This is a genomic window from Streptomyces celluloflavus, from assembly GCA_000720995.1.
Lineage (GTDB): Bacteria > Actinomycetota > Actinomycetes > Streptomycetales > Streptomycetaceae > Streptomyces > Streptomyces celluloflavus.
The window spans coordinates 73,598-91,449 of record JOEL01000011.1 but is presented as its reverse complement, the minus strand read 5'-3'; the positions used below and the strand labels follow the sequence as shown (position 1 = coordinate 91,449).

The 17,852-nt window shown below is 69.3% G+C and carries 15 protein-coding genes; 1 reads left to right on the top strand and 14 read right to left on the bottom strand.

The genetic code is table 11. The annotated features are described in order from the left end of the window. Nucleotides 1–35: 35 nt before the first annotated feature. The 14 genes from nuoN to IH09_RS12155 are packed head-to-tail and all read right to left on the bottom strand — an operon-like array spanning nt 36 to nt 16,048. Nucleotides 36–1,640 (bottom strand): NADH-quinone oxidoreductase subunit NuoN, encoded by a 1,605-nt coding sequence (gene nuoN / locus IH09_RS12220; RefSeq protein ID WP_205380353.1) that lies wholly within the window; start codon nt 1,638–1,640, stop codon nt 36–38. Nucleotides 1,641–1,684: 44 nt separating this feature from the next. Then, nucleotides 1,685–3,343, bottom strand: coding sequence for an NADH-quinone oxidoreductase subunit M (locus IH09_RS12215; RefSeq protein WP_052856199.1), 1,659 nt, complete (start codon nt 3,341–3,343; stop codon nt 1,685–1,687). Nucleotides 3,344–3,346: 3 nt separating this feature from the next. Beyond that, entirely contained in the window at nt 3,347–5,230 is a 1,884-nt protein-coding gene (gene nuoL / locus IH09_RS12210; protein ID WP_052856198.1) for an NADH-quinone oxidoreductase subunit L, read from the bottom strand. 13 nt (nt 5,231–5,243) lie between these two features. Continuing rightward, a complete protein-coding gene (gene nuoK, locus IH09_RS12205; protein ID WP_052856197.1) occupies nt 5,244–5,543 on the bottom strand; it encodes an NADH-quinone oxidoreductase subunit NuoK in 300 nt (99 codons plus the stop codon). Continuing rightward, entirely contained in the window at nt 5,540–6,403 is an 864-nt protein-coding gene (locus IH09_RS12200) for an NADH-quinone oxidoreductase subunit J (RefSeq protein WP_052856196.1), read from the bottom strand. The genes nuoK and IH09_RS12200 overlap by 4 nt, the downstream gene beginning before the upstream one ends. Then, nucleotides 6,400–6,978, bottom strand: a complete 579-nt coding sequence (nuoI, locus tag IH09_RS12195; protein WP_052856195.1) for an NADH-quinone oxidoreductase subunit NuoI — start codon at nt 6,976–6,978, stop codon at nt 6,400–6,402. Before nuoI ends, IH09_RS12200 begins: the two co-directional genes overlap by 4 nt. Further along, on the bottom strand, nt 6,971–8,362 hold the full coding sequence (gene nuoH, locus IH09_RS12190) for an NADH-quinone oxidoreductase subunit NuoH (protein ID WP_110952241.1): 1,392 nt from the start codon (nt 8,360–8,362) through the stop codon (nt 6,971–6,973). Before nuoH ends, nuoI begins: the two co-directional genes overlap by 8 nt. Then, nucleotides 8,359–10,893 (bottom strand): NADH-quinone oxidoreductase subunit G, encoded by a 2,535-nt coding sequence (locus IH09_RS12185; protein ID WP_052856194.1) that lies wholly within the window; start codon nt 10,891–10,893, stop codon nt 8,359–8,361. The genes nuoH and IH09_RS12185 overlap by 4 nt, the downstream gene beginning before the upstream one ends. Beyond that, nucleotides 10,890–12,272: an NADH-quinone oxidoreductase subunit NuoF gene (nuoF, locus tag IH09_RS12180; protein WP_052856193.1), complete on the bottom strand. Its 1,383-nt coding sequence runs from the start codon at nt 12,270–12,272 to the stop codon at nt 10,890–10,892. The genes IH09_RS12185 and nuoF overlap by 4 nt, the downstream gene beginning before the upstream one ends. Continuing rightward, nucleotides 12,272–13,021, bottom strand: coding sequence for an NADH-quinone oxidoreductase subunit NuoE (nuoE, locus tag IH09_RS12175; protein WP_052856192.1), 750 nt, complete (start codon nt 13,019–13,021; stop codon nt 12,272–12,274). The genes nuoF and nuoE overlap by 1 nt, the downstream gene beginning before the upstream one ends. Before the next feature lie 26 nt (nt 13,022–13,047). Further along, entirely contained in the window at nt 13,048–14,385 is a 1,338-nt protein-coding gene (locus IH09_RS12170; RefSeq protein ID WP_052856191.1) for an NADH-quinone oxidoreductase subunit D, read from the bottom strand. Next, nucleotides 14,385–15,113 (bottom strand): NADH-quinone oxidoreductase subunit C, encoded by a 729-nt coding sequence (locus IH09_RS12165; protein ID WP_052856190.1) that lies wholly within the window; start codon nt 15,111–15,113, stop codon nt 14,385–14,387. Before IH09_RS12165 ends, IH09_RS12170 begins: the two co-directional genes overlap by 1 nt. Further along, complete coding sequence (locus IH09_RS12160; RefSeq protein ID WP_052856189.1) at nt 15,110–15,679, bottom strand: NuoB/complex I 20 kDa subunit family protein; 570 nt, start codon at nt 15,677–15,679, stop codon at nt 15,110–15,112. The genes IH09_RS12165 and IH09_RS12160 overlap by 4 nt, the downstream gene beginning before the upstream one ends. Nucleotides 15,680–15,688: 9 nt before the next feature. After that, nucleotides 15,689–16,048 carry an NADH-quinone oxidoreductase subunit A gene (locus IH09_RS12155; protein WP_052856188.1) on the bottom strand — a complete coding sequence of 120 codons (360 nt, stop codon included), beginning with the start codon at nt 16,046–16,048 and terminating at the stop codon, nt 15,689–15,691. Nucleotides 16,049–16,761: 713 nt separating this feature from the next. Between IH09_RS12155 and IH09_RS12150 the strand changes: the two genes are divergently transcribed. After that, the gene (locus IH09_RS12150) at nt 16,762–17,610 is read left to right on the top strand and encodes a C40 family peptidase (protein ID WP_052856187.1); all 849 of its coding nucleotides are present in this window, start codon (nt 16,762–16,764) and stop codon (nt 17,608–17,610) included. The last annotated feature ends 242 nt before the right edge of the window (nt 17,611–17,852 follow it).

The following is a 17,852-nucleotide window of genomic DNA, read 5'->3' as shown; positions in this document are numbered from 1 at the left end:
GGCGCGTCCCCTCCGTGGAGGGGCGGATCAGCAGGTCAGCGGATGAAGACGCTCGCCTGCCCGGCCAGGTGGAGGAAGTACTGCGGCGCCAGGCCGAGCACCAGGGTGACCACGACGCCGAACGCGATGGCCGTCGTCGTCAGCGGGCTGGGCACCGCGACGGTCGGGCCCTCCGCCTTCGGCTCGTTGAAGAACATCAGCACGATCACCCGGATGTAGAAGAACGCGGCGATCGCCGACGAGAGCACACCGACCACGACCAGCCATCCGGCGCCGCTCTCCGCCGCCGCCTTGAAGACGGCGAACTTTCCGGTGAAGCCGGAGGTGAGCGGAATGCCCGCGAAGGCCAGCAGGAAGATCGCGAACACCGCGGCCACCAGGGGTGAACGGCGGCCCAGCCCGGCCCACTTGGACAGCTGGGTGGCCTCGCCGCCCGCATCGCGTACCAGCGTGACGACGGCGAACGCGCCGAGCGTCACAAAGGAGTACGCACCGAGGTAGAAGAGCACCGAGGAGATGCCGTTCTCGCTGGTGGCGATGACACCGGCGAGGATGAACCCGGCGTGCGCGATGGAGGAGTAGGCCAGCATCCGCTTGATGTCCGTCTGGGTGATGGCGACGATCGCACCGCCCAGCATCGTGAGGATCGCGACGCCCCACATCACCGGCCGCCAGTCCCAGCGCAGGCCCGGGAGCACGACATAGAGCAGGCGCAGCAGCGCGCCGAACGCCGCGACCTTGGTGGCCGCCGCCATGAAGCCCGTGACGGGGGTGGGGGCGCCCTGGTAGACGTCCGGCGTCCACATGTGGAACGGGACCGCGCCGACCTTGAACAGCAGCCCCATCACGACCAGCGCGGAACCGATCAGCAGCAGGACGTCATTGCCCATGGTGCCGGCCAGCGCCGGGTCGATCTGCTTGGCGCCGTCCGAGATGACCTCGGCGATCCCGGAGTACGTCACCGTGCCGGCGTAGCCGTACAGGAGGGCCACGCCGAACAGGAGGAAGGCCGAGGAGAACGCGCCGAGCAGGAAGTACTTCACCGCGGACTCCTGCGACAGCAGGCGCTGGCGGCGGGCCAGCGCGCACAGGATGTACAGCGGGAGGGAGAAGACCTCCAGCGCGATGAAGAGGGTCAGCAGGTCGTTGGCGGCCGGGAAGACCAGCATGCCGCCGATCGCGAAGAGCACGATCGGGAAGACCTCGGTGGTGGTGAACCCGGCCTTGACCGCGGCCTGTTCGGCCTTGCCGCCGGGGACGGCGGCGGCCTGCGCGGCGAAGGAGTCCACGCGGTTGCCGTGCGCCGCCGGGTCGAGGCGCCGCTCGGCGAAGGTGAAGACGGCGATCAGCGACACCAGCAGGATCGTGCCCTGCAGGAACAGGGCGGGGCCGTCGACGGCGATGGCGCCCATCGCCGCGATATGCGCCTTGGCCGAGCCGAAGCCGCCGGCCGCCAGGCCGATCACCGCGGCGAACGCGGCGGCCAGCGCCACCACGGACAGCAACAGCTGGGCGTAGTAGCGGCTGCGGCGCGGCAGGAACGCCTCGATCAGGACGCCGACCACCGCGGCACCGAGGACAATCAGGGTCGGCGCCAGCTGGGCGTACTCGATGTGCGGGGCCGGGATCCTGCCCGGCATATCGGCCGCCACTGTCCACAGGCTGTGGACACTCGCCACGGAACTCACTTCGCGGCCTCCACGTCTTGATCACGCACGGCGGGGCCGCGCCGGTCGCCACCGGGCACGGCGTCCACCTGCACAGCGGGTTGGGGGTCCTTCTTGTCCACGACGGACAGGGTGTGGCCGACCGCCGGGTTGACGAGGTCGGTGAGCGGTTTGGGGTACACCCCGAGGAAGATCAGCAGCGCGATCAGCGGCGCGACCACCACCAGCTCCCGCACCCGCAGATCGGGCATGGCGCGCACCTCGTCCCGCACCGGTCCGGTCATCGTCCGCTGGTAGAGGACGAGGACGTAGAGCGCGGCGAGGACGATGGCGACGGTGGCGATGACCCCGATCGCCGGATAGCGGCTGAACGTGCCGACCAGGACCAGGAATTCGCTGACGAACGGTGCCAGGCCGGGCAGCGACAGCGTCGCGAGACCGCCGACGAGGAACGTGCCGGCGAGGATCGGCGCGACCTTCTGGACCCCGCCGTAGTCCGCGATCAGACGCGAACCGCGGCGGCTGATCAGGAAGCCCGCGACCAGCATCAGCGCGGCGGTGGAGATGCCGTGGTTGACCATGTAGAGCGTCGCACCGCTCTGGCCCTGGGACGTCATCGCGAAGATGCCCAGCACGATGAACCCGAAGTGCGAGATCGAGGCGTAGGCGATCAGCCGCTTGATGTCCCGCTGGGCGACCGCGAGCAGCGCGCCGTAGAGCACGCTGATCAGCGCGAGCACCAGGATGACCGGGGTGGCCCAGCTGCTGGCCTGCGGGAAGAGCTGGAGGCAGAAGCGGAGCATCGCGAACGTGCCGACCTTGTCGACGACCGCGGTGATCAGTACGGCGACCGGGGCGGTCGATTCGCCCATGGCGCCGGGCAGCCAGGTGTGCAGCGGCCACAGCGGCGCCTTCACCGCGAAGGCGAAGAAGAAGCCGAGGAAGAGCAGCCGCTCGGTGCCGGTGGCGATGTCCAGCTTGCCGGCCGCCCGCGCCTCGACGATCTGCTGCAGCGAGAAGGTGCCCGTACCGAGCTGGTCGGCGGTGACGGCGTACAGCCCGATCACCGCGGCCAGCATGATCAGGCCGCCCGCGAGGTTGTAGAGCAGGAACTTCACCGCGGCGCGCGAGCGCTGGGCGGCGGCCTCCTCCTCGCCGTGCCCGCCGGCCCGGTCCCCGAAGCCGCCGATGAGGAAGTACATCGGGATCAGCATGGCTTCGAAGAAGAGGTAGAAGAGGAAGACGTCGGTGGCCTCGAAGGAGATCACCACCATCGCCTCGACGGCCAGGATCAGCGCGAAGAAGCCCTGGGTGGGCCGCCAGCGGCGGTTGGGCCTGGTGTCCTCCAGGACATCGGCGTCATGCCAGCCCGCCAGGATGACGAACGGGATCAGCAGGGCGGTCAGCGCGATCAGGGCGACCGCGATACCGTCCACGCCGAGTTCGTAGCGGACCCCGAAGTCCGGGATCCAGGTGTGCGATTCGGTGAGCTGGTAGGGGCCCGTGGCGCCGGGCCGGAAGCGGAACGCGATCAGCAGGGCCAGCGCGAGGGTGGCCAGCGAGAAGAGCAGCGCGAGCCATTTGGCCGCGGTACGCCGGGCGGCGGGCAGCGCGGCGGTGGCGATCGCGCCGACCGCCGGCACCGCGGCGGTCACCGTCAGCAGGGGGAACGACATGGCTCAGACACTCCTCATCAGCAGGGTCGCGGCGACGAGCACGGCCGCCCCGCCCAACATCTGGACTGCGTAGGAGCGGACGAATCCGGTCTGCAACCGGCGCAGCAGACCGGAGAGCCCGCCCATCGAGGCCGCCGTGCCGTTGACCGCGCCGTCCACCAGGGAGTGGTCGAGCTGGACGAGCGTGCGGGTGAGCTGCTCACCGCCGCGCACGAAGACGATGTGGTTGAAGTCGTCCTGGAGCAGATCGCGGCGGGCGGCCCGAGTGAGCACCGAACCGCGCGGGGCGGCCACCGGGACGGGCTTACGGCCGTACTTCAGCCAGGCCACGCCGACACCGGCGAGCAGCACCACGATCGTGGCGGCGGTGACGGCGGTGGCGCTGACCGGGGAGTTGCCGTGCGCGAAAGAGGTGACCGGCTCCAGCCATGTCACGAAGGCGTCGTCGATGCTGAACAGACCGCCCGCGAAGACCGATCCGACGGCCAGCACGATCATCGGGATCGTCATGGACTTGGGCGATTCGTGCGGATGCACCTCGGCCGGGTTCCAGCGCTTCTCGCCGAAGAACGTCATCAGCATCACCCGCGTCATGTAGAACGCGGTGATCGCGGCGCCCAGCAGGGCCGCGGCGCCCAGGATCCAGCCCTCGGCGCCGCCCTTGGCGAACGCCGCCTCGATGATCTTGTCCTTGGAGAAGAAGCCGGACAGTCCGGGGAAGCCGATGATCGCCAGATAGCCGAGCCCGAAGGTGACGAAGGTGATCGGCATGTACGAGCGCAGACCGCCGTAACGGCGCATGTCCACCTCGTCGTTCATCCCGTGCATCACGGAACCGGCGCCGAGGAAGAGGCCCGCCTTGAAGAAGCCGTGGGTGACCAGATGCATGATCGCGAAGGCGTAGCCGATGGGGCCCAGGCCGGCCGCCAGGATCATGTAGCCGATCTGCGACATCGTCGAACCGGCCAGCGCCTTCTTGATGTCGTCCTTGGCGCAACCGACGATCGCACCGAAGAGGAGCGTGACGGCGCCGACCACGACGACGGCCAGCTGCGCGGTCGGTGCGGCGTTGAAGATCGCCCCGGAACGGGTGATCAGATACACGCCCGCGGTGACCATGGTGGCGGCGTGGATGAGGGCCGAGACCGGGGTCGGGCCCTCCATCGCGTCGCCGAGCCAGGACTGCAGGGGCACCTGCGCCGACTTGCCGCAGGCGGCCAGCAGCAGCATCAGCCCGATGGCCGTGAGCCTGCCCTCGCCCGTGTCACCGGTCGCGGCGAGCACCGGGCCGAAGGCGAAGGTGCCGAAGGTCGTGAACATCACCATGATCGCGATGGACAGCCCGATGTCACCGACGCGGTTGACCAGGAACGCCTTCTTGGCGGCGGTGGCCGCGCTCGGCTTGTGCTGCCAGAAACCGATCAGCAGGTACGAGGCGAGGCCGACGCCCTCCCAACCGACGTACAGCAGGAGGTAGTTGTCGGCGAGGACGAGCAGCAGCATCGCCGCGAGGAAGAGATTGAGGTAGCCGAAGAAGCGGCGGCGCCGCTCGTCGTGCTCCATATAGCCGATCGAGTAGATGTGGATCAGGGATCCGACACCGGTGATCAGCAGGACGAACGTCATCGACAACTGGTCCAGCTGGAAGGCGACGTCGGCCCGGAAGCCGCCGACCGGGATCCAGCTGAACAGGTGCTGGTGCAGGGCGCGGTGCCCGGCGGCCTTGCCGAGCATGTCGGCGAAGAGCACCGCCGCGACGGCGAACGACGCCACCGCCAGCAGGGTGCCGATCCAGTGGCCGGCGCGGTCCAGCCGTTTGCCGCCGCACAAGAGCAGGGCCGCACCGACCAGCGGTGCCGCGACGAGCAGCGCGATCAAGTTCTCCACTTTGTGCGACCCCTTACAGCTTCATCAGGCTGGCGTCGTCGACCGAGGCCGTATGACGGGTGCGGAAGATCGACACGATGATCGCCAGGCCGACCACGACCTCGGCCGCGGCGACGACCATCGTGAAGAAGGCGATGATCTGGCCGTCGAGATTCCCGTGCATCCGCGCGAAGACCACGAAGGCGAGATTGCAGGCGTTCAGCATCAGTTCGATGCACATGAACACCACGATGGCGTTCCGCCTGATCAGCACCCCGGCCGCGCCGATGGTGAACAACAGGGCGGCGAGATAGAGGTAATTGACCGGGTTCATTTCTTCGCCTCCTCCTTCGGCGCCGCCGGGCCAGGGGCCGCCGACGACGACCGCGGCCCGGAGTCACGCTCCAGCCAGTCCTCGGAGCGCCGCTCCAGCTCCTTCACTCCGGTCAGCGCCTCACCGGAGACATCCCGGATCTGGCCGCGCGCCCGCAGGGTCGGATTGACGGTCAGCTCGGACGGGGTGCCGTCCGGCAGCAGACCGGGGATGTCCACCGCGTTGTGCCGGGCGTAGACGCCCGGAGCGGGCAGCGGCGGTACCTGCTTGCCCGCGCGGACCCGCGCCTGCGACCGCTCGCGCTGGGACGTGGCGCGCTCCGTACGCTCCCGGTGGGTGAGCACCATCGCGCCGACGGCGGCCGTGATCAGCAGGGCGCCGGTGGCCTCGAAGGCGAAGACGTACTTGGTGAAGATGAGCGCGGCCAGACCCTGCACATTGCCGCCGGCATTGGCCTGGCCCAGCCCGTCGAAGTGCCGGAGCGAGGCGTTGCCGATACCGGCGATGAGCAGGATGCCGAAGCCGAGGCCCAGCCCGGCGGCGAGCCAGCGCTGCCCCTTGAGCGTCTCCTTGAGGGAGTCCGCCGCCGTGACGCCGACCAGCATCACGACGAAGAGGAAGAGCATCATGATCGCGCCCGTGTAGACGACGATCTGGACGACGCCGAGGAAGTACGCGCCGTTGGCGAGGTAGAAGACCGCCAGGACGATCATGGTCCCGGCGAGCGAGAGGGCGCTGTGCACGGCCCGCTTCATCAGGATCGTGCAGAGCGCGCCGATGACGGCGACGGTGCCCAGGATCCAGAACTGCACAGCCTCCCCCAGGGAGGTCGTGGAGGCCGCGGCGGCGAGACCGGTCATGCCGACACCCCCTCGTCCTCGGGCCGTTCGCCCTGGGAGACGGCGGCCTGGCGGACGGTGCCGGGGGCGGCGCCCGTCACCAGGCCGTTGTAGTAGTCCTTCTCCGTCATCCCGGGGAAGATCGCGTGCGGGGTGTCGACCATCGTCTCCGTCAGGCCCGCGAGCAGCTCCTCCTTGGTGTAGATGAGCGATTCGCGGGACCGGTCGGCGAGTTCGTACTCATTGGTCATCGTCAGCGCGCGGGTCGGGCACGCCTCCACGCACAGACCGCACAGGATGCAGCGGAGGTAGTTGATCTGGTAGACGCGGCCGTAGCGCTCGCCCGGGGAGTAGCGCTCCTCGTCGGTGTTGTCCGCGCCCTCGACGTAGATCGCGTCCGCCGGACAGGCCCAGGCGCACAGCTCGCAGCCGATGCATTTCTCCAGGCCGTCCGGGTGGCGGTTGAGCTGATGACGGCCGTGGAAGCGCGGCGCCGTCGGCTTCTTCTCCTCCGGATACTGCTCGGTCAGCCGCTTCTTGAACATGGCCTTGAAGGTCACGCCGAAGCCGGCCACGGGGTTCTGGAAGTCAGGCACCGTCGCCCCCCTTTCCGTCGATTCCGTTTCCGTCACTGACAGTGTCCACCCCGCCACTGACAATCAACTCGCGCTCGTGGCGCGGCCGTCGGCGTGGCACGGGCGGCAGGCTCTGGCCGGGCAACGGCGGTACGGGGAAGCCGCCGGCCATCGGGTCGAAGGCGGGCGTACCGTCCGTGTCCTCCTCCTTCTCGGCCCGCCGGAAGAAGTCCACGACCAGGGAGATCAGCAGCAGCACGATCGCGGCCCCGGCGACGTAGAGCACGATCTGCTGGAAGTCGTAGCCCTCGTTCTTCAGCGCCCGGACGGTCGCGACCAGCATCAGCCAGACCAGCGAGATCGGGATGAGGACCTTCCAGCCCAGTTTCATGAACTGGTCGTAGCGCACCCGTGGCAGCGTGCCGCGCAGCCAGATGAAGAAGAACAGCAGCAACTGGACCTTGATGATGAACCAGAGCATCGGCCACCAGCCGTGGTTCGCGCCCTCCCAGAAAGCACTGATCGGGTACGGCGCCCGCCAGCCGCCCAGGAAGAGGGTGACCGCGACCGACGAGACGGTGACCATGTTGACGTACTCGGCGAGCATGAACATCGCGAACTTGATGGACGAGTACTCGGTGTTGAAACCGCCGACGAGGTCGCCCTCGGACTCCGGCATGTCGAACGGCGCGCGGTTGGTCTCGCCCACCATCGCGATGATGTAGATGATGAAGGAGACCGGCAACAGCAGGACGTACCACTTGCCCTGCTGGGACTCCACGATCGCCGAGGTCGACATCGACCCGGAGTAGAGGAAGACCGCCGCGAAGGACATGCCCATCGCGATCTCGTAGGAGATCATCTGGGCGCACGAGCGCAGACCGCCGAGCAGCGGGTACGTCGAGCCGGAGGACCAGCCCGCCAGCACGATGCCGTAGATGCCGACCGAGGCGGTGGCCAGGATGTAGAGGACGCCGATCGGCAGGTCGGTCAGCTGCATCGTGGTGCGCTGGCCGAAGATCGAGACCTCGTTGCCGGCGGGGCCGAAGGGGATCACCGCGATGGCCATGAAGGCCGGTACGGCCGCCACCACCGGCGCGAGGAGATAGACCGCCTTGTCGGCCCGCTTGACGATCAGGTCTTCCTTGAGCATCAGCTTGATGCCGTCGGCGAGCGACTGGAGCATGCCCCAGGGGCCGTGCCGGTTGGGACCGATGCGCAGCTGCATCCAGGCGACGACCTTGCGCTCCCAGACGATGGAGAACAGCACGGTCAGCATCAGGAACGCGAAGCAGAAGACCGCCTTGACGACGACGAGCCACCACGGGTCGCGGCCGAACATCGACAGGTCTTCCTGGGCGAGCGCGGTGCCCGCGGCGGTCAGCTGATCGAGCGGCCGCATCATGCGTCCACCTCCTTGGCCGGCTCGGGAGTGCCGGGGACGGCGAAGACCTGCACCAGCTCACCGAGGCGCGCCCCGGTGTCGGCGGCGACGCCACCGCCCGTGGAGTTCAGCGGCAGCCACACCACCCGGTCGGGCATCGGCGTGATCTGGAGCGGCAGTTGGACCGCGCCGGCCGGTCCGGCGACCGCCAGCAGATCGCCGTCCTTGACGCCGGTCTCCCGCGCGGTGGTCTCCGACAGCCGGGCGACCGCGGGGTGCCGGGTACCGGCCAGCGCATCGTCGCCCTCCTGGAGCCGCCCCTGGTCCAGCAGCAGCCGGTGCCCGGCGAGCACCGCCTGACCGGCGTCGGGACGCGGCATCGGGCGCCCGGCGGCCGGCGGATCCGCGGCGTACGGACCGGTCCAGGCGCCGAGCCGGCGCAGCTCGTCGCGGGCCGCGCGGATGTCCGGCAGCGCCAGCGGGACGTCCAGGGCGTCGGCGAGCATGTGCAGCACCCGGGTGTCCGGGAGCAGATGCCGGCCCGCCAGCTGGTCCGGCTTGAGCGCCGCCTCGAACAGCCGCGCCCGGCCCTCCCAGTTGAGGAACGTCCCGGACTTCTCGACCACGGCCGCCACCGGGAGGACCACATCCGCCCGGCGGGTCACCTCCGAGGGCCGCAGCTCCAGGCTCACCAGGAACCCGACCGCGTCCAGAGCCGCGGCCGCGCCGACCGGGTCCGGCAGGTCGGCCAGTTCGACACCGGCCACCAGCAGCGCGCCCAGTTCGCCGGTCGCCGCGGCCTCGATGATCTGGCCGGTGTCCCGGCCGTGCCGCTGCGGGAGCGCGTCCACGCCCCAGACGGCGGCGACCTCCGCACGGGCCCGCGGGTCGGTGGCCGGCCGGCCACCGGGCAGCAGCCCCGGCAGCGCGCCCGCCTCGACGGCGCCGCGTTCCCCGGCCCGGCGCGGAATCCAGACCAGCCGGGCGCCGGTCGCGGCGGCGGTACGGATCGCGGCGGTCAGCGCGCCGGGGACCGTCGCCAGCCGCTCGCCGACGATGATCACCGCGCCGTCCGCGCGCAGCGCCTCGGCCGCCGCCTGCCCCTCGCCCTCCGGACCGGCGCCGCCCGCGAGCGCGTCCAGCCATTCGGTCTCGGTGCCCGGCGCGGCCGGCAGCAGCGTGCCGCCGGCCTTGATCAGCCCACGCGAGGCGTAGGCGGCCAGCCCGTAGGTGCGCTGGCCGCTCTTGCGGTGGGCCTTGCGCAGCCGCAGGAAGACGCCCGGGGCCTCCTCCTCCGCCTCGATACCGGCCAGCAGCACGGCCGGCGCCTGCTCCAGCGAGGTGTACGTCACCGCGTCCCCGCCGGCCAGGTCACGGCCGCGGCCGGCGACCCGGGCCGCCAGGAAACCGGCCTCCTCGGCGCTGTGTGCCCGCGCCCGGAAGTCGATGTCGTCGGTGTCCAGCACGGTGCGGGCGAACTTGGCGTAGGCGTAGGCGTCCTCGACGGTCAGCCGGCCGCCGGTCAGCACGCCGGTGCGCCCCTTGGCGGCGGCCAGCCCGCGGGCCGCGGCCGCCAGCGCCTCGGGCCAGCTCGCCGGCTCCAGTTCGCCGGACTCCGCGTTACGGACCAGCGGATGCTCCAGCCGGTCGCGCTGCTGCGCGTAGCGGAAGCCGAACCGCCCCTTGTCGCAGAGCCACTCCTCGTTGACCTCGGGGTCGTTCTCCGCCAGCCGCCGCAGCACCTTGCCGCGGCGGTGGTCCGTACGGGTCGCGCAGCCGCCCGCGCAGTGCTCGCACACCGACGGCGAGGAGACCAGGTCGAAGGGGCGGGAGCGGAAGCGGTACGCGGCGGAGGTGAGCGCGCCGACCGGGCAGATCTGGATGGTGTTGCCGGAGAAGTACGACCTGAACGGGTCGCCCTCGCCGATGCCGACCTGCTGGAGGGCGCCGCGCTCCAGCAGCTCGATCATCGGGTCGCCGGCGATCTGGTTGCTGAAGCGGGTGCAGCGCGCGCACAGTACGCACCGTTCGCGGTCCAGCAGTACCTGTGTCGAGATCGGCACCGGCTTCGCGAACGTCCGCTTCTTGCCCTCGAAGCGGCTGTCCGGGTCGCCGACCTGCATCGCCTGGTTCTGGAGCGGGCATTCGCCGCCCTTGTCGCAGACCGGGCAGTCCAGCGGATGGTTGATCAGCAGCAGCTCCATCACGCCGCGCTGCGCCTTCTCGGCCACCGGGGAGGTGAGCTGTGAGCGGACGACCATCCCGTCCGTGCAGGTGATGGTGCACGAGGCCATCGGCTTGCGCTGGCCCTCGACCTCGACGATGCACTGCCGGCAGGCACCGACCGGGTCCAGCAGCGGGTGGTCGCAGAAGCGCGGGATCGCGATGCCGAGGAGTTCGGCGGCCCGGATGACCAGGGTCCCCTTGGGGACGGAGATCTCGATGCCGTCGATCGTCAGCGAGACGAGGTCTTCCGGCGGGACCGCCGCGGCGCCGCCCCCGGAGGGGCCCGCGGCGGAGCCGCTGTCCGATCCGGTAGTGGTGACGGTCATGCGTTCACCCCCAGGTGAGCGTCGTTGTCGGCCCAGACGGTCGACTTGGCCGGATCGAAGGGGCAGCCCTTGCCGGTGATGTGCTGCTCGTACTCCTCGCGGAAGTACTTGAGCGAGGAGAAGATCGGCGAGGCGGCGCCGTCGCCCAGCGCGCAGAAGGACTTGCCGTTGATGTTGTCGGCGATGTCGTTGAGCTTGTCGAGATCGTCCATCCGGCCCTTGCCGGCCTCGATGTCGCGCAGCAACTGCACCAGCCAGTAGGTGCCTTCGCGGCAGGGCGTGCACTTCCCGCAGGACTCGTGCGCGTAGAACTCGGTCCAGCGGGTCACCGCGCGCACCACGCAGGTGGTCTCGTCGAAGCACTGGAGCGCCTTGGTGCCGAGCATCGAGCCGGCCGCGCCGACGCCCTCGTAGTCCAGCGGGACGTCGAGGTGTTCGTCGGTGAAGAGCGGTGTCGAGGAGCCGCCCGGTGTCCAGAACTTGAGCCGGTGGCCGCGCCGGATGCCGCCGCTGATGTCCAGCAGCTGGCGCAGCGTGATGCCCAACGGGGCCTCGTACTGGCCGGGGTGGGTGACGTGGCCGCTGAGCGAGTAGAGCGTGAAGCCCGGGGACTTCTCGCTGCCCATCGAACGGAACCAGTCCTTGCCCCGGTTCATGATGGCGGGAACCGAGGCGATGGACTCGACGTTGTTCACGACAGTGGGGCAGGCGTAGAGGCCGGCCACCGCCGGGAAGGGAGGACGCAGCCGGGGCTGTCCACGACGGCCCTCCAGGGAGTCCAGCAGCGCGGTCTCCTCACCGCAGATGTACGCGCCCGCACCCGCGTGCACGACGACATCCAGGTCGAGCCCCGAGCCGAGGATGTTCTTCCCGAGGTAGCCCGCCGCGTACGCCTCCCGGACGGCCTCGTGCAGCCGCCGCAGGACGGGCACGACCTCACCGCGCAGATAGATGAAGGCGAGCTGGGAGCGGATCGCATGGCAGGCGATGACGATGCCCTCGATGAGGGAATGCGGATTCGCGAAGAGGAGCGGGATGTCCTTGCAGGTCCCGGGCTCCGATTCGTCGGCGTTGACCACCAGATAGTGCGGTTTGCCGTCGCCCTGCGGGATGAACTGCCACTTCATCCCGGTCGGGAAGCCGGCCCCGCCGCGGCCGCGCAGCCCGGACTCCTTGACGTACGCGATGACGTCGTCCGGCGCCATCGCGAGGGCCTTGCGCAGGCCCGCGTAGCCCTCGTGCCGCTGGTAGGTCTCCAGCGTCCAGGATTCGGGCTGGTCCCAGAAGGCGGACAGGACGGGCGAGAGGAGCTTCTCGGGGCTCGCCTCGCCGCCGGTCGCCGGCCTGGAGGTGCCCCCGTTCTCGGCTGCCACCGTCATCACTCCCCCTCCTTGGCCGCCGGTCCGGCCGGGTTGTCCGGACCGGCCGTGCGCGGCGCGATGACGTGGTCGGCGCCGCGGCCCGGGAGGGCCTCGCCCTTGGCGAGCCGCAGTCCGGCCAGTGAGGCGGCCCCGGCGCTGCCGGTGGCCTCGACGGCGCCCGGCCGCTGGTCCGGGAAGCCCGCGAGCACCCGGGCCGTCTCCTTGTACGTGCACAGCGGCGCACCGCGGGTGGGCGCGACGGTCCGGCCGGCCCGCAGGTCGTCGACCAGCCGTTTGGCGCTCTCCGGCGTCTGGTTGTCGAAGAATTCCCAGTTCACCATCACGACGGGCGCGAAATCGCAGGCGGCGTTGCACTCGATGTGTTCGAGGGTGATGGCGCCGTCCTCGGTGGTCTCGTCGTTGCCGACGCCGAGGTGTTCCTTCAGCTCCTCGAAGATGGCGTCGCCGCCCATCACCGCGCACAGCGTGTTGGTGCAGACGCCGACCTGGTAGTCACCGCCCGCCCTGCGGCGGTACATCGAGTAGAAGGTGGAGACCGCCGTGACCTCGGCCGTGGTCAGCCCGAGCTGTCCGGCGCAGAAGCGGATGCCGGTGCGGGTGACATGGCCCTCCTCCGCCTGGACGAGATGCAGCAGCGGCAGCAGCGCGGAGCGGGAGTCGGGGTAGCGGGCGATCACCTCCTTGGCGTCGGCCTCCAGCCGGGCCCGGATCTCGGCCGGGTAGTCGGGGGCGGGGAGTTCGGGCATGCCCAAGTGAGTCGCGGGGGTACCGGTCACCGGTCGACGCCTCCCATCACGGGGTCGATGGACGCGACGGCGACGATGACGTCGGCGACCTGGCCGCCCTCGCACATCGCCGCCATGGCCTGGAGATTGGTGAAGGACGGGTCGCGGAAGTGCACCCGGTAGGGGCGGGTGCCGCCGTCGCTGACCACGTGCACGCCCAGTTCGCCCTTGGGCGACTCCACGGCCGTGTAGGTCTGTCCCGGCGGGACGCGGAAGCCCTCCGTCACCAGCTTGAAGTGGTGGATCAGGGCCTCCATCGAGGTGCCCATGATCTTCTTGATGTGGTCGAGGGAGTTGCCCAGACCGTCCGGGCCCATGGCCAGCTGGGCGGGCCAGGCGATCTTCTTGTCCGCGACCATCACCGGCCCCGGCTCCAGCCGGTCCAGGCACTGTTCGACGATCCGCAGCGACTGGCGCATCTCCTCCAGCCGGATCAGGAACCGGCCGTAGGCGTCGCAGGTGTCGGCGGTCGGCACCTCGAAGTCGTAGTTCTCGTAGCCGCAGTACGGCTGCGCCTTGCGCAGATCGTGCGGCAGCCCGGCGGCGCGCAGCATGGGACCGGTGGCGCCGGTGGCCAGGCAGCCCGCCAGGTCGAGGTAGCCGATGTCCTGCAGGCGGGCCTTGAAGACGGGGTTCCCGGTGGCGAGCTTGTCGTACTCGGGGATGTTCTTGCGCATCTTCTTGATGAAGCCGCGCACCTGGTCGACGGTGCCGGGGGGCAGGTCCTGGGCGAGGCCGCCGGGCCGGACGAAGGCGTGGTTCATCCGCAGGCCGGTGATCAACTCGTAGATGTCGAGGACGAGTTCGCGGTCCCGGAAGCCGTAGATCATGATCGTGGTGGCGCCCAGTTCCATCCCGCCGGTGGCGATGGCCACCAGGTGGGAGGAGATCCGGTTGAGCTCCATCAGCAGTACGCGGATGACGGTGGCGCGGTCCGGGATCTGGTCGGTGATGCCGAGCAGCTTCTCCACGCCCAGGCAGTACGCCGTCTCGTTGAAGAACGGGGTGAGGTAGTCCATCCGCGTGACGAAGGTGGTGCCCTGCGTCCAGGTCCGGTATTCGAGGTTCTTCTCGATGCCGGTGTGCAGATAGCCGATACCGCAGCGGGCCTCGGTGACGGTCTCGCCGTCGATCTCCAGGATGATCCGGAGCACGCCGTGCGTGGAGGGGTGCTGCGGCCCCATGTTGACGATGATCCGCTCGTCGTCGGACTTGGCGGCCGCCGCCACGACCTCGTCCCAGTCGCCGCCGGTGACGGTGTAGACGGTGCCCTCGGTCGTCTCGCGCGCGGGCGAGGCTTCGGAGGAAGTAGGGGAAGGAGTCATCAGCTGTACGACCTCCGCTGGTCGGGAGCCGGGATCCGGGCGCCCTTGTACTCGACGGGAATGCCGCCGAGCGGGTAGTCCTTGCGCTGCGGGAAGCCCTGCCAGTCGTCCGGCATTATGATCCGCGTCAGCGCGGGGTGGCCGTCGAAGACCAGGCCGAAGAAGTCGTACGTCTCGCGCTCGTGCCAGTCGTTGGTCGGATAGACCTCCACCAGCGAGGGCACATGCGGGTCGGCGTCGGGGGCGGAGACCTCCAGCCGGATGAGCCGGTTGTGGGTGATCGAGCGCAGGTGGTAGACCGCGTGCAGCTCGCGCCCCTTGTCTCCGGGGAAGTGCACCCCGCTCACGCCCGTGCAGAGCTCGAAGCGGAGCGCCGGGTCGTCGCGCAGCGTCCGGGCGACGGCCGGCAGGTACTCCCGCTCGATGTGGAAGGTCAGCTCGTCGCGGTCGACGACCGTTTTGCCGATGACGTTCTCGGGGACCAGGCCCTGCTCGTCGAGGGCGCCCTCCAGTTCGTCGGCGACCTCGTCGAACCAGCCGCCGTACGGCCGCGGGGTGGCGCCCGGCAGCCGGACGGAGCGGACGAGTCCGCCGTAACCGGAGGTGTCGCCGCCGTTGTTGGCGCCGAACATGCCGCGGCGGGTGGCGATCAGATCACCGGCGTCGTCGTGCTGCGCCGGGAGGTCGTCCCGGGCCTCCGGGCTCTCGGGGTTATTCGGCTCGCTCACCGCAGCCCTTTCTTCACGGACGAGAGGGGCATGTTGATCAGGGGAAGCGCCTTGAGCGCCGCCTCCTCCGCCTCCTGGGCCGCCTGCTGCTGATTGACGCCGAGCTTGCTGCTCTGAATCTTCCGGTGCAGCTTGACAATGGCGTCCAGCAGCATTTCGGGGCGCGGCGGGCAGCCCGGCAAATAAATATCGACCGGGATAATGTGGTCAACGCCCTGCACAATTGCGTAATTGTTGAACATTCCGCCGGACGAGGCGCAGACCCCCATGGAGATCACCCATTTCGGGTTCGGCATCTGGTCGTAGACCTGCCGCAGCACGGGCGCCATCTTCTGGCTCACCCGGCCGGCGACGATCATCAGGTCCGCCTGCCGGGGCGAACCGCGGAAGACCTCCATGCCGAAGCGGGCCATGTCGTACCGCCCGGCGCCGGTCGTCATCATCTCGATGGCGCAGCAGGCCAGCCCGAACGTCGCGGGGAAGACCGACGATTTGCGCACCCAGCCGGCGGCCTGTTCGACGGTGGTCAGCAAAAAGCCGCTCGGCAGCTTCTCTTCAAGTCCCATTGGTGGCCCCTAATCCCATTCCAGGCCGCCCCGACGCCAGACATAGGCGTAGGCGACGAAGACGGTGAGCGCGAAGAGGAGCATCTCGACGAGCCCGAAAATCCCCAGGGCGTCGAAGGTGACGGCCCAGGGATAGAGGAAGACGATCTCGATGTCGAAGACGATGAAGAGCATCGCCGTCAGGTAGTACTTGATCGGGAAACGGCCGCCGCCGGACGGCTGCGGGGTCGGCTCGATTCCGCATTCGTACGCCTCTTGCTTGGCCCGGTTGTAACGCTTGGGCCCGACGAGCATGCCCGTGACGACAGAGAAGATCGCAAACCCTGCCCCGAGGGCTCCCAGTACGAGGATGGGCGCGTAAGCGTTCACCGTCCCGGCTCCCTTCAGTCGACGATGACTGGATGGCGGTCCGCTCGGGCCGGCCGGCCGCCCCATGAAGATCGTGCCTATGTGAGGCAGTTCACAAGCCCGAACCGCCTGCATCCTATGCCCGCCGGTCTGTGATCTGCGACACGGGTAACGCCAACGTCTTTGTGATCTCCACCACCTGACGAAGGATCATGAAGTCGGATGAGCGGTGATCTTCGTACGCGAAGCGCGCGAGTGATCACGAGAGGTGACATTCATGCCCGTTTTTGCTGGTCAGAGGCGCGTCGCCACTATCAAGCCATGGCCGATAAAAGCAAATTGGTGCTGGACTCAGCCAACTGCTATAAGAGGCGCCGCCGCAGACGTGACCCACCCGTGATCCGACCGTGATCGTCGGTACGTGCTTCCGTTCACGAGCGGCCGGATCACGGGAACATAACGGGCACTCACGAGTGACCTATCCCACGCGGTTTCACGCCGCGAGCCCTTGACGGGCGAGAAGCCTTGGCGTGGCGGATGTGGAGGTGATAAGCACCTTCTGACTCGCCGTCGGACCGCAAATGCCATGCGTAGGAACATGATCACGAAATCCGGGCGGTCCGTTTCCGACCCGACGGTCGGTCAAAAGTCCGTTTTATTCAGCGCGTACGCGTCAAGTGTGGTGTAGACCACCTTTGTTGGCAGCAACCAGCGGCGCCTGATAGCCGTGGTCCATGTCCTCGAACGCACTCATACCCAGCCACCGGAAGCCCCGCCGTTCCGCGTCCTCGCGGGCACTGCGTGCGGGAGTGACCGGTGGCATCCTCACTCTCGCGGTGACCGGCGCCGCCGTGCCGGCGAACGCCGCCGAGAAGCCGGTCGCCGAGACCCAGGAAATGCCGACCATCACCTCGGCGCTGGCCACCCTCAGCGCCAAGAGCGTCGACACCGTGCAGCAGGTCGCGCTCGACTACGAGCGGCAGGCCCTCCAGGACAGCACCGTCGTCAAGGCTGCCAAGGACGCGGAGAAGGACAAGGCCGCCGCCGAGAAGCAGGCGAAGGCCGATGCCGAGGCCAAGAAGAAGGCCGATGCCGAGGCCAAGAAGGCGAAGGAGGCCGAACAGGCCCGCGCCTCGCGCTCCGCCGAGCGCACCACGCTCGTCGGCTCGTCCACGCCGTCCGGCGGTTCCAGCACCACCGCCACCTCGACCTCCAGCTCCACCGGCAGCGGCAACACCGCCTCGCTCGTGAGCTTCCTCAAGGCCCAGGTCGGCAAGGCATACGTGAGCGGCGCCACGGGCTCCTCCGCGTACGACTGCTCCGGTCTGGTGAAGGCCGCGTACAAGCAGCTCAACATCGACCTGCCGCGCGTCTCGCAGGACCAGTCGACCGCGGGCACCCAGGTCGGCCTGAGCAACCTTCAGGTCGGCGACATCCTGTACTGGGGCAGCGCGGGCAGCGCCTACCACGTCGCCATCTACATCGGCGGCGGCAAGTTCATCGGCGCCCAGAACTCCAGCACCGGCGTCGTCGAGCGCCCGCTCAGCTACAGCCAGCCCACCGGCGCGGTCCGCGTCCTCTGAGACCGCCCGCCCCGAAAGGACCGTCCCTCCCGCCGCCTCGGGAGGGACGGTCCTTTTGCGTACTCGCGCCGCGTACGCTGCCGCGGTCCTGCCCTGGCCTGCCCCGCGCTTCGGCCCGGGGGACTCCGCAGGGCCGCCTGACGGCCCGTCCGTACGTCTGACGGCCGGCCTTCCGCAGTGGAAGGCTGAGCGTTCTCACCGAACCTTGCGCGAGGCTGCGGTGTACCGCCGCCATGGGGCAG

Coding starts and splice junctions, on each gene's coding strand:
- nuoF (WP_052856193.1), bottom strand. CDS start 12,272: ATGACGGTGGCAGCCGAGAACGGGGGCACCTCCAGGCCGGCGACCGGC.
- IH09_RS12185 (WP_052856194.1), bottom strand. CDS start 10,893: ATGACCGTCACCACTACCGGATCGGACAGCGGCTCCGCCGCGGGCCCC.
- IH09_RS12200 (WP_052856196.1), bottom strand. CDS start 6,403: ATGACCGGTCTCGCCGCCGCGGCCTCCACGACCTCCCTGGGGGAGGCT.
- IH09_RS12150 (WP_052856187.1), top strand. CDS start 16,762: ATGTCCTCGAACGCACTCATACCCAGCCACCGGAAGCCCCGCCGTTCC.
- IH09_RS12215 (WP_052856199.1), bottom strand. CDS start 3,343: ATGTCGTTCCCCCTGCTGACGGTGACCGCCGCGGTGCCGGCGGTCGGC.
- nuoE (WP_052856192.1), bottom strand. CDS start 13,021: ATGCCCGAACTCCCCGCCCCCGACTACCCGGCCGAGATCCGGGCCCGG.
- IH09_RS12160 (WP_052856189.1), bottom strand. CDS start 15,679: ATGGGACTTGAAGAGAAGCTGCCGAGCGGCTTTTTGCTGACCACCGTC.
- nuoH (WP_110952241.1), bottom strand. CDS start 8,362: ATGATGCGGCCGCTCGATCAGCTGACCGCCGCGGGCACCGCGCTCGCC.
- IH09_RS12170 (WP_052856191.1), bottom strand. CDS start 14,385: ATGACTCCTTCCCCTACTTCCTCCGAAGCCTCGCCCGCGCGCGAGACG.
- nuoN (WP_205380353.1), bottom strand. CDS start 1,640: ATGCCGGGCAGGATCCCGGCCCCGCACATCGAGTACGCCCAGCTGGCG.
- nuoK (WP_052856197.1), bottom strand. CDS start 5,543: ATGAACCCGGTCAATTACCTCTATCTCGCCGCCCTGTTGTTCACCATC.